We start from the raw sequence: 23436 nt of genomic DNA, 5'->3' as shown, positions 1-23436 counted from the left end.
GTGCTGGCCCCGCCCTGACAACGAAGGATCCTCCATGGTGACCAACACCGAGACACCCACCGAGGCGGAGATTCGCGCGCTCGTCGCCGAACACGTCGTCGACGACATGTCGGAGATCGCCGTCGACGACGACCTCATCGAATGCGGCTTGAACTCGCTGGGCATGATCCACATCGCTTCGGTGTGGCGCGGCGAGGGGATCGGCGTGAACTTCGCCGAACTGGCGGTGGAGCCGACCATCCAGGCGTGGCAACGTCTGCTCACCGAGCGCGGCCGGACGGCGCAGTCGGCGGGAGCGGTGCTCGGCGCCGGGGACGCGCTGGCGCCGTTCGGGCTGGCGACGATGCAGCACGCGTACTGGATCGGTCGGCGCGCCGAGCAGTCGCTGGGCGGGGTGGCGGCGCACCTGTACGCCGAATTCGACGGTGCGGACGTCGATCCCGAGCGGCTGCGGATCGCGGTCGACGAGCTCGTCGCCCGCCACGACATGCTCCGCGCGCAGTTCCTGGAGAGCGGACAGCAGCTCGTTCCCGCGGCCCCGCTGGTCCCGGCCTGGTCGGTGCACGACCTGCGGGCGGCCGCGGACCCCGACGCCGAGCTCGACCGGATCCGGCACCTCAAGTCCCATCAGCTGCTCGACGCGGACGCCGGGCAGGTCTTCGATGTGGCACTGACCCTGTTGCCGCGGAACCGCACTCGACTGCACGTGGATGTCGACATGCTCGCCGCCGACGCCATGAGTTACCGGACCCTGCTGTCGGACCTGTCACGCCTGTACCGCGGCGAGGGCGCCGACCTTGCCCCGATCCGATACAGCTACCGGGACTATCTCGCGACGAAGGCCGAGGTGACCGCGGCCGAACGCGAACGCGAACAGCGGTGGTGGCGTGATCATCTCGGTGATCTGCCCGACCCGCCGGAACTGCCCCTGGTCCCCGAGGCGCAGCGCGCCGACCCGCACCTGACCACCCGTCGCAACTACCACGCCTCGCCCACGCAGAAGGCGGCACTGCTGCGCTGGTCGCACGAACGCGGCATCACCCCGGCGGTCGTGCTGGCGGCGGTGTTCGCCGAGGTGATCGGCCGGTGGTCCTCGGGCCAGCGGTTCCTGCTCAATCTCCCGCTGTTCAACCGGGAACCGGTACACGAGGACGTGCCGCTGCTCGTCGGCGATTTCAGCAGTTCGGTCATGGTCGCGGTCGACACCACCGACTCCGGCAGCTTCCTCGATCTGGCCAAGCGCCTGCAGCAGCGTCTGCACGCGAGCGCACTGCACTCGGCGTATCCGGGACTCGACGTCATCCGCGATCTGGGCAGATACCGGGGCGAGGCGGTGCTGGCGCCGATCGTCTACACCAGCGGGCTCGATCTCGGCGAACTGTTCGCCGACAGCGTGCTCGAGGACTTCGGCGATCCGGTGTGGATCGTCTCGCAGGGGCCGCAGGTCGTCCTCGACGCACAGGTGGTCGAACTGCGCGGCGGTCTGCTCGTCAACTGGGACGTGCGCGAACACGCGTTCCCGCCGGGTGTGGTGGACGAGATGTTCGGGCGCTACAGTGCCGCGCTGGACCGGCTGCTCGGCGACGTCGACGCCTGGGACCGTCCCATCGATCAGGAACTTCCTGCCCCGCAGGCACATCGGCGGCAATCGGCGAACTTCGTCGAACCCGTCGAGGCCGACACGCCCAGGGTCCTGCACAGCCGGTTCTTCGAACTCGCGCAGGCGAATCCGGACGCGGTGGCGGTCTGCTACGCCGGGGCCGACGGTGAATACACGCTGAGCTACGGCGAACTCGCGGGGCAGGCGTCGAAGGTCGCGGCCGCCCTGCGGGCACACGGTGTCGTACCGGGTGATGTGGTGTCGGTGCAGGTCCGCAAGGGGCCGCGCCAGATCGTCGCGGTGCTCGGCGCTCTGGCGGCCGGGGCCACCTATCTGCCGATCGGGATGGATCAACCCGATGCCCGGCGCTCGGAGATGTTGCGCATCGCCGGGGTCCGCGTGGCGCTGGTGGACGACGCCGACAGGGTGGCGGTCTCCGACGGCGTTCCCGCGGTGGCCCTGGACGACGCGCTGGCCCATGCCGCCGACGACACACCGCCCCACCTCGGTGCCGACACCGAGATCGCCTACGTGCTGTTCACCTCGGGCTCGACCGGCGTGCCCAAAGGCGTCGCGGTCTCGCACCGCGCGGTGCTCAACACGCTGCTGCGGTGCCGGGAGCTGTTCGACGTGCGCGCCGAGGACCGTTCGATCGCCCTGTCGGCGCTCGAGTTCGACCTGTCCATCCAGGACACGTTCGGGTTGTTCGAGGTGGGCGGCAGTGTCGTGGCGATCGACGAGGACGTCCGCCGCGACGGTCACCGGATCGCCGAGCTGATCGAGCGCTTCACCGTCACCCAGCTCTACTGCGTTCCCGGCATTCTCGACATGATCCTGAGCGCCGCCGAGGCCGGTGACGCGCTGCGGACGGTGCGCACGGTCGTGGTCGGCGGCGACCGGGTCGGTGTCGACCTGCCGCGGCGGGTGTTCGGTTCCGCCGCACCGGAGGTCGTGTTCGCCGGGCTCGGCGGCTGCACCGAGGCATCGATCCACCACACCGTGTGCGTCGTCCCGCGCGACATTCCCGCGGACTGGACCACCGTGCCCTTCGGCGTGCCCCTGGGCGGGGTGGGCGCGCGGGTGGTGGCCAGGGACAGTGGACTCGACTGCCCGGACTGGGTACCCGGCGAATTGTGGATCGGGGGAGCGGGACTGGCGCAGGGCTATCTGGCCGACGCCGGACCCGCCGGGACGCTGACGATCGACGCCGAGAAGACCGAGGACCGGTTCGTCCACCGGGACGGCAAGCGCTGGTACCGCACCGGCGACCTGGTCCGGTATCGCGACGACGGCCGGATCGAATTCCTGGGCCGGATCGACGGCCAGGTCAAACTCCGCGGCTACCGGATCGAACCGGGCGAGATCGAGAACGCCCTGCGAGCGGTGGACGGCGTCACCGATGCGGTCGTCGTCGCCGAACAGCGCGGTGGCGCAGCGCGTTTGGTGGCGATGGCGACGGTCGGCGACGACACCGATCCGGCGGTGCTGGCCGCGCACGCCCGCGCGGTCCTGCTCGATCGATTGCCGAGCTACATGGTCCCCGAGAAGATCCTCGTGCGGGACGCGTTGCCACTGACCGGCAACGGCAAGGTCGATCACCGGGCGATCCTGGCCGCCGCCGCTGCCGAGGACTCCGCACGGTCCTATGTCGCGCCGCGCACCTCCCTGGAACAGGCGCTGGCCTTGATCGTCGGCGAGGTGCTCGGGCTCGAGCAGGTCGGTGTCGAGGACGACTTCTTCGTCATCGGCGGCGATTCCGTGCGCGGGACCACCGCCGTGGCCCGCATCATGGAGGGCCTCGACACGACCGACATCACCGTCGGTGACCTGTTCGTCGGCCGCAATGTGGGCGGGCTCGCCGAGCGGATGCGGGAACGCTCGGCCGATCCGGACCGGCTCGAGGTGGTGGCCGAGATCTATGTCGAGGTCGTGTCCATGTCCGAGGACGAATTCAGTGAGGCCGCGGCGGAATTGGACCGGGCGGGCATGTCGGATGAGTGACCGTGGCCGTCTCGACCTGATCGCGACCCGGATCGCCGCGCGCGCCCCTCGGCCCGAGGGCGACTCGTCGGTGATCACCCGGCGCGCGGATCCGCGACGATCTCCGCTCTCGCCGCAGCAGCTGGCCGCCTGGCGCCATCAACGCGACCATCCGGACAGCACACTCAACAATCTCCCGCTCCGGTTGACCGTGCCGGGACCGGTGGATGTCGCGAAATTATTTGCGGCCGTGCGGGAGCTGGGTGTCCGCCACGAAATCCTCCAGACGACCTACCGGGTGGTCGACGGCGTGCCGGTCAGCACGGTGAACGACACGCTCGAGCCGCGCTGCGAGGTCGTCCGGCTGGGGAACCCGCCGCCGGCGGACCGCAGCCGGGTCGTCGACGACGCCATCCGAAGCCGAGCGCGGGAACCGTTCGCGCTCGACGCCGAGGCCCCGCTGCGGGTCACGGTCTTCGAACTCGAGGACGGGCCGACCGAAGTGCTGCTGCTGTTCCACCACATCGTGTGGGACAGCGGCACCTTCGCGGTCGTCACCGCAGAACTCGACCTGCTCTACGCGGGGGCGGTGCCACCACCGCAGACACTGCACTACGGAGATTTCACCGCCCACCTCGACGACCGTCGGCACCTCCAGCGCGACCTCGACTACTGGACGAACAGGCTCACGCCGCCACCGCGTCTGCCCTTTCGTCCACTCGGTGCACGACAACCGTTGCCGCTCACCGGGGATCGGCACGATCGGAGCATCACCGCATCATTGCGGAACGGGCTGACGGCGTGCGCGCGCCGCCACGCGACGAGCAAGTTCGTCGCCTTCACCGCGGCGCTGGCGACCGTCCTCGGCCGGATTCTCCCGGTCGAGGAGGTGACCGTCGGTGTGCTGACCAGCAGACGTGAACATCCCGCCACCGCCGACGCGGTCGGTGACTTCTCGAACCTGCTGACCCTGCGAATCGCGGCCACCGGTGACCTCGATCGCGTCGTCGGCGCCGTGGAGCGCGAGTTCCGCAATGCACTCGCGCATTCCTCGACGCACTACGAGACCCTGAGCGAGCAGCTTCCACAGCTGGGAAATGCCAGTGCGCCTGCGGCATTCGACATCATCGTGGTCTTCATCGAAGGTGACCTGACCGGACCGACTCTCGGGCACCCGACGACCACCTGGGCAAGGGCGGACAACGGGGGAATCCAGTTCCCGATGGTGCCGCTGGCGATCGAAGTGTTCCTGCGCGAGCGCGACCCGCAGATCCAGTTCACCTATTCCCCGAGCCTGGTCGACCGCGACCTGGTGCTCGCCATCGCGGACGCGCTCGAAACGACGGAAGGGCGCCAACCATGACAAGCTTGCACGATCGGCGCATGGCGCTGCTGCACAGCCGCCTCGCCGATTCCGGACTCCGGGACCGCCACGCGCGCAATCCCTTGGCGGTGACCCGCACCGACGGTGACAGCGGTCCGCTGGCGCCACTCCAGCACGGGATCTGGTACCACCAGCAATTCGATCCCACCGACTGGGACTACAACCACGCCTTCCTCCTGCTGCCGCGCCGTCCGCTCGATCGCGCGGCTCTTGCCCGCGCCGTCGATGCCGCCGTGCGCGTGCACGAGGTCTTCGTGACCCGGTACCCGGTCGACGGGGACGGGAACGCGGTGCAGCAGATCGATCACACACTCACGGCCCGCCACGACGATGTGGCCCTCCCGATCGGTGTCGAGCCCGCGGAATGGGCCGAGCGGGTCGCGCACCAGCGTCTCACCGAGCCGTTCGATCTGGCTCGCGACAACCCTCTGCGCATCACCTATCTGCACCATCCGGAACGCACCGACGAAGTCGTCGCCGTGGTGATGGTGCTGCACCACATCTCGGCCGACGGCATGTCCATCGGCGCGCTGTTCGAGACGGTGGCCGCCGGCCTCGTCACGCCCACGGAAGCGGATCCGCAGCGCGTTCGCTACCTGGACTACGCGCGGTGGCAGCAGGGCTACCTGGGCACGAGCGGGAGCCCGACGCCGACAGCACAGCGGCAATTGGCCTTCTGGGAACGGCAATTGGGTTCGCTGCCCACCCAACCCCCCGTGCCCACCTTGCCGCGCGACACCGAGGCAGCGGCGCGAGCCGACCAGGGCTGCCACCTCAGGTACCGGCTCCCGGACGGGATCACCGAGGAACTCGCGGACTACGCGCGCGGCGCCGGAGTCACGCCGAACATGCTGCTCATGGCCGCCGTCGGGTTCGCGATCGCGACGGCCACCGGTGCCGGGAACTTCGCCCTCGGCACGGTCGTCGACCTGCGCGGGCGGCCCGAACTGCGCGAGGTGGTCGGGTTCTTCGCCAATACCGTTGCCGTTGCGGTGGATACGACCGGTGACCCGACCTTCGCCGACTATGCCGCCAGGGTCGCGGTGTCGACGGCGGAGTCGCTGTCGCACCGGGATGTGCCGTTCGACGCGGTCGTGCGGGCCGCGAATCCCGCTCGCGCGGCGGGGGTCCGGAATCAGTTGATTCGCACGATGGTCAGCGCGGCGTCGGCCATCCCGGAGATCGAACTCGCCGGGATCCCGACGGTGATCCGTGAACCGGCGCCCGTGCAGGCGAAGTTCGACCTGGCCTTCCTGCTGCACGACTATCGCGACGGCGGACCGCTGGCGGTGTCGGTCACCTACGACCGGTCGCTGGTCGACACCGCGACGGCACGCTGCCTCCTCGATTCCGCTGTCGCGGTGTTGATTCAGGGACTCCGCCAACCGAGCACCCGGCTGTCGGATCTGGAGACCTTCCTGTCGGCGGTGTCGGCCGGTCCGGAGGACAGGATCGCTCAGCTGCTGTCCGACGCGGAGGGCCACGATCACCACGTGCTCCGCCTTGACTCGCCCCCGAGTCCGGACAGCATCGTGCGCGCGGCCCTGTCGGCCCTCGCCCGCTTCGACGTATTGCGGATCGCGACGAGCGATGGCCGGTGGCGGGTGCGAACGGTGCCGGAGGCGGTGGCGGAGACATCGCGGGTGTCCACCGGGGCGTTCCAGGTGTCGGATCATCCGGCCGGGGTCCAGGTGAGCGTCGTGCGCGGATCGCTGGATCTGCCCAGCACGGTCGCGCTGCTCGAGTTTCTGCGCGCCGAGTTCACCGGCGGCGTGGCGGGACTGCCGCCGCGCCGATCGAGCTTCTTCGACTACGCGGCGACGACCAGGGCCCTCGCCGACGACCCCCGGGTACTCGATGATTCCGGCGCGTGGCTCGACCTGTACGACTCGATCGCCGACGCGGCCGACCGCCCGGTGATCGGCCCTCGCCGACCCAGGACGGCGGTTCGGCATCCGCTGCGCGCGCATCCCGCCCTGTTCACCGAGCACACCGCGCGCTCACTGAGCACGGTGTACGTGGCCGCCGCTGCCTCCCAGTTGGCCCGCTCGGGTCGACGCGGTACGGCGCTGGTGGAGGTCGAGCATCCCCATCGAAAAGGCTCCGCCGTCGCCGACCACCCGTTCGGCCCGATCCGGTGCCGGTACCCCGTCGTGGTCGATCTGTCGCTCGCCGAAGGGGCGACCATCCTGCGCGAGCTGGTGAACGATCGCGGCTCGTCGGTGCCGTTGTGGCCCACGTGCGCATTGAGCCCGGACGCGCAGGGAGTGTTCGACGAGGTGCCCGAACCCGATCTGCGGATCCGGGTCGACCATGTCGCCGGTGCGCGGTCGGTCGTCGAGGACTGCCGCGATGACGATGTGCGGTCCGGTGATCTCGACATCGTGATCGTCGTCGACGGCGACACCGCCGCCGTCCTCGCCGACTCGGTCGTCCTCGACACCGACCACCTGCGCGGCTTCGCCGAAGCACTCGACGACCTGCTCGAACAGGCGCGCGACGACGGCGCGCTCCTGCGCCCGACCGAGGTGACCGACCTGCTCGGACTGACCGACGCCGAGCAACGAGCCCTCGCCGAACTCCGTGCCGAGATCGCCGATGTGCTCCCGCTGACCCCGCTGCAGGAGGGACTGCTGTTCCACCTGCTGGCCGATGCGGGTACCGACCGCACCCGGCCGAGCACCTACACGACCCAGAACGTCCTCACACTCACCGGCGCCGTCGACGTCGATCACCTGGCATCCGCAGTGCGCGAAGTGGTCACGGCCGCACCGAATCTCGCGGCCCGCCTCGTCTCGACCGGTACGCGCTATGTCCAGGTCGTCCCCGCCGACCCCCGGATCGAATTCCGGTTCGTCGACCTCACCGCACCCGCCGACCGCCGGGAACACCCCGCCGTGGACGCCGCCATCGCGGCCGACAAGGCGGCGGGCTTCACCAGCGACGGCGCGCTCGCACGGGTCACCCTGATCCGCGCCGACACCGACCGGTACCACCTGGTGCTGACCGCGGAGCACACCGTCCTCGACGGCTGGTCCATTCGTCTTGTGCTGCTGGGGATTCTGCGCCGATACCGCGGCGACCACCCCGCCGACATCATCGCCACCGGCGGATTGCGCCGATACCTGGAGTGGCTCGCCGGACAGGACCACCAGGCCGCTGTGCGGGGCTGGCTGGACCAGCTGCGCGAGATCGAGGGGCCCACCCTCCTGACCGAGTCGCTGGCGGGCTCGGAATTCCTCGTGCCGGGGGAGTCCGGCGAACACACCATCACGCTCGGCACCGAGGACACCGACGCGCTCACCGCGCTCGCGGGTTCGGCGGGCGTCTCCCTGGCCACCGTGCTCGAGCTCGGGTGGGCGGTGACACTGAGCACGCTCGTGAATTCCCCCGACGTGCTCTTCGGGACCGTGGTCTCCGGCCGACCCGAGGAACTCCACGACAGCGACACCGTGGTGGGGGTGCTGTTCAACACCGTCCCGCACCGTGTGCGACTCGACCCACGCGCGACCGTCGCCGAGCAGCTGGCCGCCCAGCGCGCCGCCGCGGTCACCCGGCTGCGCTACCCGTATGTGGGCTTGAGCGAACTGCACCGGGCCACCGGCGAACGGGCACTGTTCGACACCTTGTTCGTGGTGCAGAACCTGCCGGGCCGACCGGATGTCGAGGGATATCAGCGGCCGGGTGACCCCTTGTTGTCGGTGTCCGGCGACGAGATCCGCGACAGCACCCACTATCCCGTGAGCGTCGCGGTGATGCCGCGCGCGCACGGCCTCGACGTGCGCGTGATCCACCGGGGCGTCACCGCCGATCTCGGGCGGGCCTGCGCGGAACAGTTCGCCCACGTGTGCCGTGCCCTCGCCGCCGACCGCGACGCACCGATGCACCGCGTCGGCGCCACGGGCCCGCTGTTCCCTTCGGCCACCGACGACCTGGTCGACCTCGCCGCCGCCGACGATCCGGGCCTGCACGAGGTGACCGCGCTGCTCGCCGACACCGCGCGCCGCCTGCCCGAGGAGACCGCCCTGGTCGTGGGCGGGCATTCGTGGACCTTCCACGAGATCTGGTCGCAGGCCTGCCGGTTCGCCCACCTGCTGCACGATCTGGGCCTGGCACCCGAAGACCATGTAGCACTGGCGTTGCCTCGCGATCATCGGATGGTCTCGGCGATCTTCGGCTGCCTCGCCGCCGGTGTCGCCTATGTCCCCATCGATCCCGACTACCCCGCCGAGCGCGTCACGGTCATGCTCGACGACGCGGCGCCCCGTGCCCTGATCCTGTCGAGCGCGACGCGCGATGTCGTCGCCGATCCGGCCGCGCTGCCACCCGGCTGCCGACTGGTGGACCTGGACGACGCGGCGACGACGCGGCGGTGGGAGTTGCTCGCCGAAACGCTCCCGTCGACAGCGGATCTGCCGATCGACCGGCTGGCCTACCTGATGTACACCTCCGGATCCACCGGCACCCCGAAAGGAGTGGCGGTCCAGGCGGCGGGTCTGTCGAACATGTACGCCAATCACGCCGAGACGGTGTTCACCCACTTCCCGCCCGCCGAACCGGGCGCTCGCCGGGCCAGGATCTCGCTGACCACCACCTTCTCCTTCGACGCCTGCTGGGAACAGCTGCTGTGGCTGGTGGCCGGGCACGAGGTCCACATCATCGACACCGGGCTGCGCGCGGACGCGGCGGCGCTGCTGGGCTATTACGACCGCGCGGGCATCGACGGCTTCGATTCCACCCCCACCTTCGGGGAGGCCCTGATCGAATCCGGATTGCTGGACCGGGCGCGGCCACGCGGCGTGGACGGCATCGGCGTGAGCTTCATCTCGCTCGGCGGCGAGGCGGTGAACCAGGGGCTGTGGGACCGCGTCAGGGCCGCTCCGGGCCTGCACGCGTACAACTTCTACGGTCCGACCGAATGCACGATCAACGCGCTGGGCGCTCGTTTCACCGAGCACGAGTCACCCGTGATCGGACGGCCGATCCGCGGGACGCTCGGCTATGTCCTCGACCGGAACCTGCGGCCGACGGCGGCGGGTGTGGTCGGCGAGTTGTACCTCACCGGTCACGGGCTCAGTCGCGGATACCACGGTATGCCCGCACTCACCGCCCACCGCTATGTCGCGAACCCGTTCGGTCGCATCGGAACCCGGATGTATCGCACGGGCGACCTCGTCCGGCGCCGGAGTGACGGCGTCATGGAGTTCGTCGGCCGGGTCGACGAGCAGGTGAAGGTTCGTGGATTCCGCATCGAACTCGGTGATGTCGTCGCGGCCTTGCGCCGCTGCTCGGGTGTCGCGCGCGCGGAGGTCTTCGCCGACACCGCACCGGCGGGCGGAACCGCGCTGGTCGGATATCTCGTCGCCACCACGCCCGCCGACCCGCCCGACATCGGTGAGATCCGCGCGGCGATGCACCGCCTGGTGCCCGAGCACATGATTCCCACGTACCTGGTCTGGGTGCCCGACATCCCGTCGACGCTGGCCGGAAAGGTCGATCGCGCAAGGCTTCCCGCGGTCGCCACCTTGCTCGGCAACCGCACGGGGCGCGAACCCGAGGACGAGCGCGCGCGTCGCGTGTGCGCGGTCTACGCCGAGGTGCTCGGCGTGGACACCGTGTACCTCGACGACGACTTCTTCGAACTCGGCGGGCATTCGCTGCTCGTGGTCACCCTCGTGGCCCGGCTCGATGCCGTCGGCGTCAGCACCACGGTGCGCACCGTCTACAACTCGGGCACGCCCGCGAGGCTGCTCGACGGACTGGCAACGGATCAATCCCTGGCACCGGTGGCCACTCTCAGAGCAGGCGAGTCCACCACCGTCTGCTGCCTGCCGCCCGCGGGAGGAATCGGCTGGAGCTACTACGGGGCACTGCCGTTCATCGCCGCCGACGTGGGTGTCGTCGCACTACAGGACCCCGGGCTCGCGGCGGACGGCCCGCGAATCTCGATACTGGACGAGTTGGTGGAGCACTACACGCAGACGGTCCTGGCTGTCTCGCCGCGGCCGTCGGTGCTGCTGGGCTGGTCGTTCGGTGGGCAACTCGCACACCGGGTCGCCCAGCGGCTCGAGCACCGGCACGGGCTGCGGACCGACGTGATCGTGGTCGATTCGGGTGGCCCGCTCGGCGCGGGCCAGGACGAAGCCGGTATCGGCGAGGCCGAAACAATCGCCGAAGCCGGGCGATTCGTCGCCTCGCTGATCGCCAACGGGCTGCTCGACGCAGGCGATCGAGACGGTGCCGACGCGGTCCGCGAGACCTACCTGCGCAACAGCCGCACCATGGACGCCGCCGAGATCGCCGACACCCTGCCGCCGACCGGACGCGGTCTGCTCGTCTCGGCCACCGCCGACAAACCCGAGCACATCCTCGCCCGGCGGAACCGGGAGTGGGAAGCCGCATGGCACGGGATCGAGACCATCGAGGTCCCGGTCGGCCACCTCGAGGTCTGCACGGCCCGCGGGTGGCAGCTCACCGGAGCGCGGATCGGCGCGTTCATCGACGCGGCACGGGTCGGGGGAGTCGCGCGATGACCGAACACGGGGCGGCGACCGCGCACGCCCGGCGACTGGACCTGGTACGCCGTCGAATGGCGCAGCGCCACATCGACATCGAGCACGTCGACAGCGCGGATCGTCCGCTCGACGAACCGGTGGCACTGCATCCCGCCCAGCGACTGCTCTGGCTGCACCAGCAGCGACGGCCCGACAGCTGCGCCTACAACGTGACTTTCGTGTGCACGATCGACGGCGCCGTCGATGTCGAGCGTCTGCGTGACGCGGTGCGCGCCTGCTGCGAACGGCAACTGCTGACCGCGACGCGCTACGGTGCCGCCGAGGACGGCATGCCGAGACAACACGTGGTGCCCGACGCCGGGGCCGAGATCACGGTGATCGACGGCGCGACCGCCGAGGCGTTCACCGAACAGGTGGACCGGCACGCCGCCCAGCTGTCCGCGCGACCGTTCGATCTCGCGCGGGAATCCGCCCTGCGCGTGCACCTGATCGCCGCCGGCCAACGCTGCGCGCTGGTCGTCTCGGTCCACCACATCATGTGGGACGGTCCCAGCCTCCCAGCGTTCTTCGAGCAGATCTCGCACGAGTACCGAGGCGTGGGCGTCGCGATCCCGGTGCAATTGCGCGACCTGGTCCGCCCGGCGGACGAGCGGCAGCAGGGACACCGCGAACGGTCACTGCGGTACTGGATGACCATGCTGCGCACCCCGACCGCACTGGCGGCCCCGCAGGTGTCCGCGGTGCGCGCGGGCGAGCGGGTGGAGGCGGCGGCCACCTTCACCGTCGAACTCGGTCCGCGCACCGGCGCGCACCTGAACGACCTGTGCGCCCTGACCGGCGCGACGGAGTTCGCGGTCTTCACCGCGGCCCTGGAAATCGCCCTGTCCGCGCACGCCGACGCCGATTCGGTCGGCCTCGCCACCATGATGTCCTGGCGAACGACACCGGGCTCGGAGGGACTGTGGGCGAACCTCGGCCACACCGTCCGACTGCGCAGGCACCTGACCGGCGCCGAGACTTTCGCCGAGGTCGTCGGACGGGTCACGACCGACCTCGCCGCCACCGTCGGACATCTCGATGTGGCATTCGACGACATCGACGCGGCGGCACGCGATCGGCCGGACGTGGACACCCAGGTCTCCGGATTGGTTCTGTACCAGCGCTATGCCGGTGCCCTCGACCTGCCAGGGGCCGAATCCGACTGGCGGATAGTCCCTCCCGCCGATGTCGCCTACCCGTTCACCGTCCAGGGTGTGCGCCATGCGGACGCGCTGCACGTGTACTGCACCTACCAGCGTCACGTGATCGACGAACGCGACATCCGCGCGGTGATCGACCACCTCGCCGATCTCGTCTCGACCGCACCACCGACCGCCACCGTCGAGCAGCTCCGTCGATCGACCGCCCCCGTCGAAACCTGGGTCCCCGATCTCGAACAGACCGTCCTGGATCTGGTCGAACCGGTCTTCACCCACGCATCGGGTCCGGCGATCGTCGACGGTGAACACAGCCTCGACTACGCCGAACTCGACACCCGTTCCGCAGCGCTCGCCGGCACCCTGCGTAGCAACGGTGTCCAGGCCGAAGATGTTGTCGCCGTGCTACTTCCGCGATCCGCGGGCATCGCTGTCGCATTGCTGGCGATCCTGCGCGCGGGCGGCGCCTATGTCTTCGTACCCACAGACTTCCCGGACCAGCGGGTGGGGGAGATCCTGCGCAGCACCTCGCCGCGCGCGATACTGCTCGCCCCCGATGCGAAGAGGCCGGAGGTGTCGGGTGCCGCGATCATCGCCGTCGACAGCGATGGCGCCCACCAGCATTCGGGCGTGCCGATGCGGTCTCCCCGTCGATATCCGCGGCAACGCGCCGCCGTGTACTACACCTCCGGATCGACCGGACAGGCCAAAGCCGTCGACATGACCGACGCCGCACTCGCCGCGCGGGTGCGGTGGGGCGCCGCGCACTGGCCGGTCCGAACCGGCGAGGCGCGCCTGGCGAAGAGCAAGATGTCGTTCATCGACGGTGCCACCGAGATCCTCGAAGGACTGGTGTGCGGCGCCACGGTCGCGATCGCCGACGACCGCACCGGCAGGGACGCACAGCGACTCGCACAGTTCGCCACGCGGCACCGGGCCCGCCACATGATGGCCGTGCCGACACTGCTGCGCGCACTCCTGGAACTCGAGCAACGGCCCCTCGCCTTCGACAGCGTGGTCAGCACCGGCGAGCCACTGAGCACGGAACTCGTTGCCGCACTGCGCCACACGGCGCCGAACCTGCTGATCGAGAACTCCTACGGGTGCACCGAAACCGCGGGTGACGTGACCGTCGGCGTGGTCGACGACGCGACTCGACCCACGGTGGGCCGAGCCCCGGCCGGGGGCTCGGTGGTCGTGCTCAACCATCGGCTGCACCCTGCCCGACCGGGCGCCCTCGGTGAGGTCTACGTGCGCGGTCCCCAGGTCGTGCGCGGCTATCTGGCCGACCCTGGCCTGACCTCGACCCGGTTCGTCGCCGACCCCGACAACCCCGGCGGTCGCATGTATCGCACCGGCGACATCGGGCGGTTGCGCGACGACGGAAACCTCGACCTCGTCGGTCGCCGTGACGCGCAGGTCAAAGTACGTGGCCAGCGGGTCGACACCGGCGAAGTCGCGGCCGCGCTGCAAGGCGTCGTCGGGGCGGACGCCACCGTCGCGGTCATCGCCCGGGCACGGCAGGGGAGTACCGAACTCCTCGGCTACCTCGCCACGCGCGCGGAGGTCGACGAATTGTCCGTGCGGCGCGCGCTGAGTGCGGCCCTGCCGCCGTACATGGTCCCGGCGCGCATCGTGCGCGTCGAACGGATTCCCCTGCTGCCCAATGGAAAAGTCGACCGTGGTGCCCTGATCGAGATCGCCCCGCAGCAGGGGGACGGCCGTGACGACGGCGCGGAGAACGACGCAGAGAAGGCACTGCTCGACCTCGCGCGACAGCTCGCCGGTCGCCCCGATGTGGGCGTCACCGACAACCTGTTCGAGTACGGCATCGACAGCATCCGCGCGGTATCCCTCGTCCGCCGGGCACGGGCCGAAGCCGCACTCGGGTTCGATATCGACGACGTATTCCTGGAACCCACGGTTCGCGGGTTGGCCGCACTCGCGAAACCGCAACCCGGCAAGCCCGCGCGCCAACGGGAGTCGGTTGCCTTGCCGTGGCCCGCGGCCTTGCTTCGGCGGGGCGGTGTCGGCGTGGACGAAGCGTTCACCTTCGCTGTCGTGGGACTGCCGGACGACCTGCCCGTCGACGACATCGGTCCGCGCCTTTCCCGAGCTCTGCACGCCGAGCGTTTCGAACACCTGCGGCGGTGCTTCACGATCCGTGGCCGACTGTGGCGGACGCACCGGGGCGAGGAACCGAGAGAAGTGCCGGTGGTCGCCACGGACGATCTCGCCGAAACATCGTGGATGACAGCGAACATCGACCTCACACGTGGACAAACCGTCGCGGCGGCGCTCGTGACAGGACACGAACCCCGGCTTCTTCTCATCGCGGGCAGTGCGCTCGTCGCGACAGGATCGGATCTGACGGCGCTGGCGGCGAGCGTGGGTGGTTACCCGTGGAAGGCGCCTGGCCCGGCGGAATTCCCGGACGAACCCGCCGGCCGGGTCCTGGCCCTGCCGGAGGACACCACGCAACGTCCCGACCGGGTAGCGGTCACCCTACGACTGGCGGAACGTGTCGATGTGGCCACCGCGGTCACGGCCCTGTCCGACGTCCTCGCGGCCCGATTCGGCATCGATGTCCTCGACCTGGACCGCGGAACATCCAGCGGCACAGTCCCGTTCCCACGCGGCCGCACCGCCGAAGATCTCGACGAACTGCGTGACGACCGAATCGCCGCCGAGTACCGGGCGCGCTGGGCGGCGGCACCGCTCGGCTCGAGCGACGGGCACGCGAGCGCCCTGTTCCAAGAGAGCACCGCACCACCGATCCTCTCCTCGCGCGACGCGATCCCGTTCCCGCGCCGAGCCTCCGGCGTGGAACGCGTGTATCCGCTTGTCGCCCAGCACCATCCCGGCGACGACCACACCGTACTGGGCCTGGCGATGGATCCGCTGATCGCGCATTCGGCCGCCGCCGTACTGACCGACTGGGCGGAACGCCTCCGCAGCCGAGGCGACCGACCCGGGAAATCCACTCCGGAAACACCATCGGACACCGCGATCGAAGGAGAACAGGGTGCGTGAGAAGGTTCCATTCTGGCCGGACGAGTTCGCTCGACGCTACGACCGCGAGGGCCTCTGGGCGGGAAAGACATTCAGCCGGACGCTGGACGAACTGGCGGCCGAATTCGAGAACAGCGTCGCGGTCATCGACGGCGACCGTCAACTGACCTACCGTGAACTGGCCCGCCAAGCGGACCGATTGGCCCGGGGACTGCGTGGGCTCGGCATCGCCAAGGGCGACGCGGTCCTGCTGCAACTGCCCAACTGCCTGGAGTTCGTCACCACCTGGTTCGCCCTGCAGCGGCTCGGTGCCGTCCCCGTGCACACCCAACCCGGCCACCGGCACGCCGAGATCAACCACCTCGCCGCGGCCACCGGGGCCGTCGCCTACGTCACCACGGAGGTGTTCAACCGCTTCGACCACCGCGGCCTGGCCAAACAGGTCGCCGACACCCACGCGCACATCACCTCGGTCATCGTGGCCGGCAGCCTCGGCGAGTTCGCCCAGGACCACCGGTTCCACGAGCACAGCACACTGTTCGCCGCCGACGACACCCCGCTCGCGGACGGCACCGAACCCACCGACATCGCCCTGCTCCTGCTGTCGGGCGGCACCACCGGCATGCCGAAACTCATCGCCCGCACCCACGACGACTACCTCTACAACTCCCGCGCGGCCCGCGAACGAAGCCGGATGAACGCCGACACCGTGTACCTGGCGATCCTGCCGATCGCGTTCAACTACACCTGGAACTGCCCCGGCATCCTCGGCACCCTGACCGTCGGCGGGACCGTCGTGCTCGCGCAGAGCCCCGACCCGTCGGTGTGTTTCGACCTCATCGAACGCCACGGCGTCACCATGACCGCCATCAACCCGCAACTGGCCACCCCCTGGCTCGCCGAACGCGCCCACACCACCCGCGACATCTCCTCGCTCCGCATCCTCGAAATCGGTTCGGCCAGACTCGCCGACGAAGTCGCGCGCAAGATCATCGCGGAATTCGACTGCACGCTCCAGCAGATCCTCGGCATGTCCGAAGGACTGTTCTGCGCAACACATCTCGACGACGATCCGGAACTGATCTGCACCACCCAGGGTGTCCCGGTGTCGGCGGCCGACGAGATCCGGGTCGTCGACGACGCGGGCAACGAGGTCGCCGCCGGTGCGATCGGCGAACTCACCGTGCGCGGTCCCTACACACTGCGCGGCTACTTCGACGCCCCCGAACACAACAAGACCGCGTTCACCCCCGACGGCTTCTACCGCACCGGTGACCTGGTCCGACGCCTCGACAGCGGGCACCTCATCGTCGCGGGCCGGATCAAGGACCAGATCAATCGCGGTGGCGAGAAGATCGCGGCCACCGAGGTCGAGGGCTTCCTGATGGCCCATCCCGCCATCGAATCGGTGGCGCTCGTCGGCGAACCACACCCGACCCTCGGCGAGCGCTCGGTCGCGTTCGTGGTGACGCCCGCGGCGGACACCGCCCCCTCGCGCCGCGACCTGGCCAGGTTCCTCGCCGCGGCGGGCATCGCCGGATACAAAGCGCCCGATGTGATCCGGGTCGTCGACGCGATGCCGCTCACGCCGCTGGGCAAGATCGACAAGAACGCCCTGCGTCGATTGCTCGATCCGGTGTCCTCGTCGTGAAACGCGGCATCGAACCGTCGGATCCGGTGCGCCTGGACAAGGCCGAGGACACCCGGTGGACACCCCGGCAGCGCCTGGCGCTGTCGGTGGTCGTGCTCGCCTCCTCGCTGCTCGCCATCGACCTGACCGTCGTCGCGGTGGCCCTGCCCACCATCGGCGCCGACTTCGCCACCAGCAGTCTGGCGACGCTGGAATGGGTCATGGTGGGCTACGCCCTGATGTTCGGCTCGCTCGTGCAACCGGCCGGAGCCCTGTCCGACCGCATCGGCGGGCGGCGCATGTTCCTCACCGGCATGACCTTGCTGGTGGCCGCCTCGATCGGCTGCGCGGTGTCGCCGAACATCTGGACACTGCTCGGCTTCCGGGCGGGGCAGGGGCTCGCGGCGGCGGTCATGTTCGCCACCATGATCCCGCTGCTGGCCCGCACCTTCGACCAGGCCCAGCGGCCGATGGCGATCGCGATCTGGACGGCGGTCACCTCGATCGCGGGAATCATGGGCCCGCTGGTCGGCGGCGGTCTCGTCGAGGCGGGCGGCTGGCGGTGGATGTTCTGGATCAACATCCCGCTCGGCGCGGCGGCGCTCGCCCTGGCCGCGCGGGTCCTCGCGCCGGACCCGCCACCGGCGAAGGGGACCCGATTCGACTGGGTCGGCGCGGCACTGCTCGCGGTCTCCGTCGGCTCGCTCACCTACGCGTTCACCCTGGCCCACACCCGGGCCTGGCTGGACCCGGCCGTCCTGGCCACCCTCGCGGTGGCCGTCACCGGAATCGCGATCTTCCGCGCCTGGATCGGCACCCGGCCCGCGCCGGTGCTCGACAAGGCCCTGCTGCGCAATCCGCCGTTCGTCGGCGTCGCGATGCTGGCCGTGGTCAATCGGGTGGCGACCTTCGGCGCCACCATCTACTTCATGCTGTATCTGCACGACGGACACGGCTATTCGGCCCTGCAGGCGGCGACGCTGCTCGTGCCGCTCGGGATCGCGGGTATCGCCGGGGCCATCGCGGGCGGAAAGATCCAGAGCCGGGTCCGGTCGTGGCTGGTGCTCGCGGTCGGCAACGGCCTGCTCGCCGTCGCCGCCGCGATTCTCGTCTGGCAGATCTACGCCATGCAGAACCCGCTGTGGCTCATCCCGACACTCGCCGTGTGGGGCTTCGGCAACTCCCTGGCCAATGTGCCGATCATGAAGATCGCGACCGAATCCGTGCCCGCCGAACAGGTCGGCATGGCCACCGGCCTGATCAACAGCTTCTTCCCGCTCGGCGGATCACTGGGCGCGGTCGTGCTCGGGCTGGTGTTCAACGCGGTCGGTTCGGGCGAGCGCAGCGGGGTGTCGCTCGAGCGCCTCGGGCACGGCACCGCCGCCGTGTACGCCGTTGTCGCCGTGTGCTGTGTGGCCGGAGTCGCCGTCGCCGCGACGCTCGTGCGCGCGCGGCCATGAGAGGCTGCCGGATACGGTGGAGCCATGGGTTCCGGTAGCGAGCGGTTGGTCTCGCCACGATTGGGACGGCGGCCGACGACCTCGGTGCCCGACATCCTCGACGCCGCCGAGCGGGTCGGTCTCGACCAGCTGACCCGGGCGGCGGTGGCGCGCGAACTCGGCGTCTCGGACGCGACGATCCGCCACCACGTGCACTCGATCGACCGTCTCTACGCGCTCGCCTGCGCGCGCGTGTTCGACGGTCTGCGGCTCGACGCACCGGAGGAGCCGTCCTGGCAGGGATATCTGCGCGTGCTCGCCGATCGGTTCGCCGCGCTGCTGAAGGACTACCCGGGCCTGGAGGACTACGTGCTGCGCGGGCCCTACGAGCAGTCGACGCTGGGGGTGTTCGAACAGATCATGGACGAACTCATGCGCCGGGATTCGCGCCTCGACCGCAAGGCGGCGCACATCCTTGGCTCGCGCCTGCTCACTCTCACCGCCGCCCTGCGCCCGCCGCGCCGCAATCGCTACCCGAACGCGCAGTACCCGCGCACCGAACTGCACGAGGAACAGGTCAGGTGGACCATCGAGGCCTTCCTCCTCGGCGCGGACCAGCTCATCCTGGCCGGGCGACTGCCCGAGGCCGTCCCGACACCGGACGCGGCCTGGACCCATGTGGACTCCGCTGCTCCCGCCGATGGAACATAGGACACCCTTATTTATTATTGCTAGGGTAGCAATCGTGTCGCTCATCTCCCGCTCCAGACCGCTCGGCTTGCTGCTCGCGGCCGCCGTCAGCCTGCTCGTCGTCACCGGCTGCTCCTCCGACTCCGATCAGGCCGCAGGCGGGTCGGACGGTGCCGGGACCTACCCGATCACCGTCGCCACCGCCGCAGGCGAGACGACGATCGACCAGAAGCCCGAACGCGTTGTCACCCTGGGTAATCCCGCGTTCGAGAACGTCCTCGCCCTGGGTGTCGACCCGGTCGGCGCGAGCGTCGCCAATATCGAGAAGCTGCCGTACCTGGCCGACCACGTCGGGCACGAGGCGATCAACGACTCGCTCGCGGACGTGTACGCCAACGAGATCAACTACGAGGGCATCCTCGCGCTGAACCCGGATCTGATCGTCGCACCCGCCTGGCCCCAGTTCAACGACAAGACGGTGCTCACCAAGCTGAATCAGATCGCGCCGACGCTCGTGTTCGACATGCAGGACGCCAACAAGGACTGGCGGGTCGGCGTCCGCCAGGTCGCGCAGGCCTTCGACAAGGTCGACCAGGGCGAGCAGCTGATCACCGACGCCGTCGACGCGTTCGCCGCCGTGGGCGCCAAGCATCCCGCTCTCGCGACGAAGCCGTACTCGTTCGGGCTCTACTACAACTCCGACATCATGCTCGCCTCCGGCGGCAACATCCTGCGCCTGTTCGGGATGAAGCCCGCCGCCGATCAGACCGAGGTCGAAGACGCCGGGGCGCGCACCGTGTACTCGGGCGAGACGGCGGGCGACGTCAAGGGCGAGATCGTCCTGCTGCTCCCGTCGCCCCGCGACGCGATCGCCCAGCTCGAGGCCGCACCCGCCTGGGCCGGGAACCTCTCCGAGCGGGTCGTGTGGCTCAGCGACGCGCAGGGCGAGGCGATCAACAACGCCGGCATCCTCGGGAAGGCCTGGGCGCCACAGGATCTCGACGCCACGTTCGCCCGTCTTGGCTGATCCGCACCGGGTAACCCTGCAGAAGTCCGCCGGTGTCGTTGCCTCGCGACGACACCGGCGACCTGCGCTCCGGCGGCGTGGTGCGGCGGTACTGGTCGTCGTGGCCGGTCTGTGTCTGCTGATCGTCGTGAGCCTGTGCGTCGGTGCTCGCGACATCGCGCCGAGTGTCGTGTGGGACGCGCTGCACGGGATCGGTGCGGGGGAGGACTACCGGATCGTGCGAGACCTGCGGGTTCCGCGCACCGTCGCCGGTGTCCTGGTCGGGCTCGGCCTCGGTATCGCGGGCGCGATCATCCAGGCGTTGACCCGCAATCCCCTGGCGGATCCGGGTCTGCTCGGCGTGAATGCCGGTGCGGCGGTGGCGGTCACCATCGCGGTCGGGGCCTTCGGCCTCACGGCGCCGACCGCGTACGTGTGGTTCGCGCTGTGCGGCGCCGGGCTGATCGCGGCCTTGGTGTATCTCATCGGCTCGGCCGGTCGGGGCGGCGTCGACCCGGTCCGGCTGATTTTGGCCGGTGTCGCGCTCGCCGCGGTCCTCGGCGGGATAGTCACGGCGATCACCCTGCTGAACCCGGACGCGTTCGCGCAGATGCGCGCCTGGAACGCGGGCACCCTGGTCGGCCGGGACTTCGACGTACTGCGCGCCGCGGCGCCGTTCCTCGGCGTCGGCATCCTGATCGCCGCGCTGATCGGCCCCTCGTTGAGCGCGCTGGCCCTGGGCGACGACGCGGCGGCCGGACTCGGCGCGTCGGTGCGACGCACCCGGACCCTGTCGATCATCGCCATCACCCTGCTGGCCGGTGGCGCGACCGCCATCGCCGGGCCGATCGTCTTCGTCGGACTCATGGTCCCGCACGCCGCCCGCTGGCTGGTCGGCACCGATCAGCGCTGGATTCTGCTGCTCAGTGGTCTGCTCGCGCCGTCGCTGCTGTTGGTCGCCGATGTCCTCGGCCGTCTGGTCATGCGACCGGCCGAGGTGCCCGTCGGCATCGTGACCGCCGTGCTCGGCGGCCCGATGCTGATGATGCTGGTCCGGCGACGCAAGGTGGTGGGACTGTGACGGCACCGCCGGTCGCCCGGCCGCGGATCGGTCCGCGACGCCGGGCCATCCGCCCGCGCGCGATCGCGGTGTGCGCGCTGCTCGTGCTCGCCGTGTTCGCGGTGGGCGTCGTGACGCTCGGCACCGGCGACATCACCCTGTCACCGGCCGAGGTGATCTCCGCGCTGCTCGGCGGCGGTGAACGGTCCGACCGGATCGTGGTGCTCGACTGGCGTCTGCCACGGGTGCTGGCCGCCGTGGTCTTCGGCGCCGCGCTCGCGGTGAGCGGCGCGATCTTCCAGTCGCTGACCCGAAACCCGTTGGCCAGCCCCGACATCCTCGGCTTCTCCGCGGGCTCCTACACCGGGGCGCTCATCGTCATCATCGTCTTCGCCGGCGGCTACGGCGAAGTCGCCGCGGGCGCGCTGATCGGCGGGTTGCTCGCCGCGGCGCTCGTGTATGTCCTCAGCGTGCGCACCGGGCTGCACGGATTCCGGCTGATCGTCGTCGGCATCGCCCTGGCCGCCACCCTCGGCGCGATCAACACCTGGATGGTGTTGCGGGCCGATATCGAGGTCGCCGTGACGGCGGCCGCCTGGGAAGCCGGGTCGCTGAGCACCGTCACCTGGGAGCAGATCGTTCCCGCGATGGTCGCGATCGCGGCCCTGCTGGCGGTGCTGCGGCTGCTCGCGCCGCTGCTGGGCCACCTCGAACTCGGCGACGACGCCGCCAGGGCCCTCGGGCTGCGGGTGGAATCCGCCAAGCTGGCACTCGTCGTCGTCGGGGTCGCGCTGATCGCGATCGTCACCGCCGCGGCCGGACCGATCGCCTTCGTCGCCCTCGCCGCACCCCACATCGCCCGCCTGCTGCTGCGTGGCCGGGCGCTCATGATGACCGCCACCGCCCTCACCGGCGCGCTCGTGCTCACCACCGCCGACCTCGCCGCGCAGCACCTGTGGCGGACACCGCTGCCGGTCGGTGTCGCCACGGTCGTCATCGGCGGGGGATACCTGGTGTGGCTGCTCCTACACGAGATCTGGAGAACACGATCATGACCACCGCCGACGGCCGGGGGCGACTCAGCGTCGAGGAGGCGACCCTCGCCTACGACCGCCGCGTCATCTCGCGCGGGCTCAGCCTCACCATCCCCGACGGGTCGTTCACGGTCATCGTCGGACCCAACGGCTGCGGCAAATCGACCCTCCTGCGTTCGCTCGCCCGCCTGCTCGCCCCCGGCAACGGCGCTGTGCTCCTCGACGGCCGGACCGTCCAGTCCTATCCGTCGAAGGAATTCGCCCGCGCCGTCGGCTTCCTGCCCCAATCCGCGACCGCCCCCGACAACATCACCGTCGCCGACCTCGTCGCCCGCGGCCGCTTCCCCCATCAGGGCCCGCTGCACCGGTGGACACGTCGCGACGAGGACGCGCTCTGGGCGGCCATGACCGCCACCCGCACCGACGAACTCGCCGATCGGCCCGTCGAGGAACTCTCCGGCGGCCAGCGCCAGCGCGTCTGGATCGCCATGGCACTCGCCCAGGAAACCCCGATCCTGCTCCTGGACGAACCGACCACCTTCCTCGACATCGCCTTCCAGCTCGAGGTCCTCGACCTGCTCCACGACCTGCGCGAACAGGGCCGCACGATCGTCGCCGTCCTGCACGACCCCAACCACGCCGCCCAGTACGCCACCCATCTCATCGCGATGGCGGGCGGTGAGATCGTCGCCGAGGGCGACCCCCGCACGATCATCACCACCGAGCTCATCGCCCGGGTCTTCGGCATCGACAGCACGATCCTCACCGACCCCGTCGCCGGAACACCCCTGGTCATCCCGCGTGGCCGCCGGAACGGGTCCGCACCGGATCCGGCAGCACCAGCGGACGATTCGGGCGCGACAGTGCCACCCGCGCTGCGACCGTGAACA

At 70.1% G+C, this 23436-nt stretch carries 11 protein-coding genes; all 11 read left to right on the top strand.

Annotation, left to right across the window (positions count from 1 at the left end; all coding sequences use genetic code 11):
* Window positions 1-34: 34 nt before the first annotated feature.
* From ACFVVM_RS08525 to ACFVVM_RS08475, 11 genes are read left to right on the top strand one after another with little or no spacing between them, the layout of a single operon-like run.
* Window positions 35-3601 (top strand): amino acid adenylation domain-containing protein, encoded by a 3567-nt coding sequence (locus ACFVVM_RS08525; protein ID WP_387614796.1) that lies wholly within the window; start codon window positions 35-37, stop codon window positions 3599-3601.
* The gene (locus tag ACFVVM_RS08520) at window positions 3594-4943 is read left to right on the top strand and encodes a condensation domain-containing protein (protein WP_387614793.1); all 1350 of its coding nucleotides are present in this window, start codon (window positions 3594-3596) and stop codon (window positions 4941-4943) included. The genes ACFVVM_RS08525 and ACFVVM_RS08520 overlap by 8 nt, the downstream gene beginning before the upstream one ends.
* Window positions 4940-11497, top strand: a complete 6558-nt coding sequence (locus tag ACFVVM_RS08515) for an amino acid adenylation domain-containing protein (RefSeq protein ID WP_387614790.1) — start codon at window positions 4940-4942, stop codon at window positions 11495-11497. The genes ACFVVM_RS08520 and ACFVVM_RS08515 overlap by 4 nt, the downstream gene beginning before the upstream one ends.
* Window positions 11494-15708 (top strand): AMP-binding protein, encoded by a 4215-nt coding sequence (locus ACFVVM_RS08510; protein ID WP_387614787.1) that lies wholly within the window; start codon window positions 11494-11496, stop codon window positions 15706-15708. Before ACFVVM_RS08515 ends, ACFVVM_RS08510 begins: the two co-directional genes overlap by 4 nt.
* Window positions 15701-17338 (top strand): (2,3-dihydroxybenzoyl)adenylate synthase, encoded by a 1638-nt coding sequence (locus tag ACFVVM_RS08505; protein ID WP_387614784.1) that lies wholly within the window; start codon window positions 15701-15703, stop codon window positions 17336-17338. The genes ACFVVM_RS08510 and ACFVVM_RS08505 overlap by 8 nt, the downstream gene beginning before the upstream one ends.
* The gene (locus ACFVVM_RS08500; protein ID WP_387614781.1) at window positions 17335-18777 is read left to right on the top strand and encodes an MFS transporter; all 1443 of its coding nucleotides are present in this window, start codon (window positions 17335-17337) and stop codon (window positions 18775-18777) included. Before ACFVVM_RS08505 ends, ACFVVM_RS08500 begins: the two co-directional genes overlap by 4 nt.
* Window positions 18778-18801: 24 nt before the next feature.
* Window positions 18802-19467, top strand: a complete 666-nt coding sequence (locus ACFVVM_RS08495; RefSeq protein ID WP_387614778.1) for a TetR/AcrR family transcriptional regulator — start codon at window positions 18802-18804, stop codon at window positions 19465-19467.
* Between the two features lie 34 nt (window positions 19468-19501).
* Window positions 19502-20473 carry an ABC transporter substrate-binding protein gene (locus ACFVVM_RS08490; protein WP_387614775.1) on the top strand — a complete coding sequence of 324 codons (972 nt, stop codon included), beginning with the start codon at window positions 19502-19504 and terminating at the stop codon, window positions 20471-20473.
* On the top strand, window positions 20466-21533 hold the full coding sequence (locus tag ACFVVM_RS08485; RefSeq protein ID WP_387614772.1) for an iron chelate uptake ABC transporter family permease subunit: 1068 nt from the start codon (window positions 20466-20468) through the stop codon (window positions 21531-21533). Before ACFVVM_RS08490 ends, ACFVVM_RS08485 begins: the two co-directional genes overlap by 8 nt.
* Entirely contained in the window at window positions 21530-22567 is a 1038-nt protein-coding gene (locus tag ACFVVM_RS08480) for a FecCD family ABC transporter permease (RefSeq protein ID WP_387614769.1), read from the top strand. The genes ACFVVM_RS08485 and ACFVVM_RS08480 overlap by 4 nt, the downstream gene beginning before the upstream one ends.
* On the top strand, window positions 22564-23433 hold the full coding sequence (locus ACFVVM_RS08475; RefSeq protein WP_387614766.1) for an ABC transporter ATP-binding protein: 870 nt from the start codon (window positions 22564-22566) through the stop codon (window positions 23431-23433). Before ACFVVM_RS08480 ends, ACFVVM_RS08475 begins: the two co-directional genes overlap by 4 nt.
* Window positions 23434-23436: the final 3 nt, after the last annotated feature.

The sequence above is a fragment of the Nocardia sp. NPDC058176 genome (genome assembly GCF_042883805.1).
Classification (GTDB): Bacteria; Actinomycetota; Actinomycetes; order Mycobacteriales; family Mycobacteriaceae; genus Nocardia.
The sequence above is the reverse complement of the archived record's forward strand: the minus strand, read 5'-3'. Positions and strand labels throughout refer to the sequence as shown.

Bases quoted from the DNA above. Each gene is read 5' to 3' on its own strand.
- ACFVVM_RS08525 (WP_387614796.1), top strand. From the start codon at position 35: ATGGTGACCAACACCGAGACACCCACCGAGGCGGAGATTCGCGCGCTC.
- ACFVVM_RS08520 (WP_387614793.1), top strand. From the start codon at position 3,594: ATGAGTGACCGTGGCCGTCTCGACCTGATCGCGACCCGGATCGCCGCG.
- ACFVVM_RS08515 (WP_387614790.1), top strand. From the start codon at position 4,940: ATGACAAGCTTGCACGATCGGCGCATGGCGCTGCTGCACAGCCGCCTC.
- ACFVVM_RS08510 (WP_387614787.1), top strand. From the start codon at position 11,494: ATGACCGAACACGGGGCGGCGACCGCGCACGCCCGGCGACTGGACCTG.
- ACFVVM_RS08495 (WP_387614778.1), top strand. From the start codon at position 18,802: ATGGGTTCCGGTAGCGAGCGGTTGGTCTCGCCACGATTGGGACGGCGG.
- ACFVVM_RS08475 (WP_387614766.1), top strand. From the start codon at position 22,564: ATGACCACCGCCGACGGCCGGGGGCGACTCAGCGTCGAGGAGGCGACC.